Annotated in this window: 3 protein-coding genes; all 3 read left to right on the forward strand. The window is 62.8% G+C overall.

From position 1 onward, the window contains the following. A partial coding sequence (locus tag IEX32_RS20240) for an ArdC family protein (protein ID WP_188773337.1) occupies nt 1-685 on the forward strand: 685 nt, incomplete at its 5' end. Next, nucleotides 682-927: an iron dicitrate transport regulator FecR gene (locus IEX32_RS20245; protein ID WP_188773338.1), complete on the forward strand. Its 246-nt coding sequence runs from the start codon at nt 682-684 to the stop codon at nt 925-927. The genes IEX32_RS20240 and IEX32_RS20245, both read left to right, overlap by 4 nt. Before the next feature lie 90 nt (nt 928-1,017). Continuing rightward, nucleotides 1,018-1,929 (forward strand): nucleotidyltransferase and HEPN domain-containing protein, encoded by a 912-nt coding sequence (locus tag IEX32_RS20250; RefSeq protein WP_188773339.1) that lies wholly within the window; start codon nt 1,018-1,020, stop codon nt 1,927-1,929. Nucleotides 1,930-2,030: the final 101 nt, after the last annotated feature.

Here is a 2,030-nt window from a genome sequence, read left to right on the forward strand (position 1 = left end):
TTCCTCGCAGCGCTGGCTGACATACAGGCAGGCCGAGAAGGCAGGCGGCCATGTCCGGCGCGGCGAAAAAGGCACGGTCATCTGCTATGCCGACCGCTTCACGCCCAGGGACGAGGCTGAGAAGGCACGCGGCGAAGATCGCGAGGCCCGGACCATTGCCTTCCTCAAGCGCTTCACCGTGTTCAATGTGGATCAGTGCGAGGGACTTCCGGATGAGCTGACCAGTATTCCGGCGCTGCCCGATCCGGTCATGGCAATTGCCGAGGCAGAACGGATTATCGCCGCGACGGGCGCGGATTTCCGGATCGGTGGCAGCGAGGCCTACTATTCGCCGTCACAGGACTATGTGCAGGTACCCCCGCAGGCTGCCTTTCATGATCCGGTGAACTGGTACCGGACGGCACTGCATGAGCTCGGGCATCACAGTGGCCATGTCAGCCGGTTGAACCGTGATCAGTCCGGCGCATTCGGCTCGGCCGCGTATGCCAAGGAAGAGCTTGTCGCGGAAATGGCGGCGGCCTTCACCTGTGCCTCTCTCGGCATCGAGCCCACGGTCCGGCATTCGGATTACATTGGGGCGTGGCTGGCCGTGCTTCGCGCCGATGAAAAGGCGATTTTCCGGGCGGCGAGCGCAGCGAGCAAGGCGGCGGATTTTGTCCTCTCGGGCGGGGAGGTGCGGTCATGACCGACCGTCTTCCACCCCATGTATTCCGGCGGCGGGGCCGGCGCGCCCTGCGGCGGATGAGCGAGCGGCAGCGCGCGATCTTCTGGGCCCTGCGCTTCGAGGAAACCGACTGCGCAGAGCTTGCCGAACGGCACGGGATCGGCACCGATGAAGTGCAGGCGGAATTCGCCGAAGCGCTCAGAATTCTCTCGCGCACGCTGCGCGAATCCGAGCCATGGTGGCGGCGCCTGTGGCCATTGTGACCTTTCAGAGTTTTAAGCGGGCGCAAGGTGAAGGCATGCGGCCTTTTCCTTGCGCCCTTTGCCCCTTATGCCCCACAGTCGAGCCAGCCCATGAAGACCAGCCTCGATCATCTGCCTGACAAGAAGCGCCGCGATCTCGAACGGATCGTGCAGATCCTGTTCGCCGAGTTCGAGGACGCGGTGAGCCTTGCGACGCAGAAATGGAAGAAGCAGGGCCGCATCCTCAAGGTCATTCTCTACGGCAGCCATGGACGCGGCGACTGGGTGGACGATCCGGTCGGGGGGTACTTTTCCGACTACGATATCCTTGTCGTCGTCAGCGACGAGCGGCTCACCGACACGCTCGAATTCTGGGCCAGGGCCGACGAACACCTGCTGCGCGAGGTGACCATCGCCAAGCGCATATCGGCGCCGGTCAACTTCATCGTGCACAGCCTCAAGGACGTGAACGACCAATTGCAGCGCGGCCGGCCGTTCTTCATCGACATCTATGAGCAGGGCATCGCGCTCTATGAGAGCGATGGCACGGAGTTCGCGCAGCCCCGCGATTTGCCGCCTGCCGAAGCGCTGGCAGAGTCCAAGAAATACTACGAAGAGTGGTTTGAAAGTGCGTCGCGCAGGCTCGAGTTAGCCCGAATCGCCATGGACAAAGGTTTCCGCAATGAAGCTGCGTTCGATCTCCATCAAACCACTGAGCGTTTCTATCATACCGTGCTGCTCACGCTGAATTTGCACGCGCCCAAGTCGCACCGCCTGAACTTCCTGCGCGGCCAGGCCGAGCCGCTGGTACACGAGCTGATTGCGGTCTGGCCGCGCGATACCAGGTTCGCAAAGCGCTGCTTCGAGCTGCTGCGTCAGGCTTACGTCGGCTCGCGCTACTCGCCCCAGTACAGGATCAGGCCCGAGGAACTGGAATGGCTGGGCGAGCGCATCGAACTGCTGCAGACCGTCGTCAAGGACGCCTGCGAACGCCACATCGCCGCGCTCGAAGCGGCTGCCTAGCCTCTCCTATTCACGAAGCGTTGGTTTCGTGACCCGATCCGCTGACTGCGGGCTTTGCAGCGTGACAGAGGCGAGCGAGAGCGCTGCGTCTTTTTCACCGC

The sequence above is a fragment of the Novosphingobium endophyticum genome, from assembly GCF_014640675.1.
Classification (GTDB): Bacteria; Pseudomonadota; Alphaproteobacteria; order Sphingomonadales; family Sphingomonadaceae; genus Novosphingobium; species Novosphingobium endophyticum.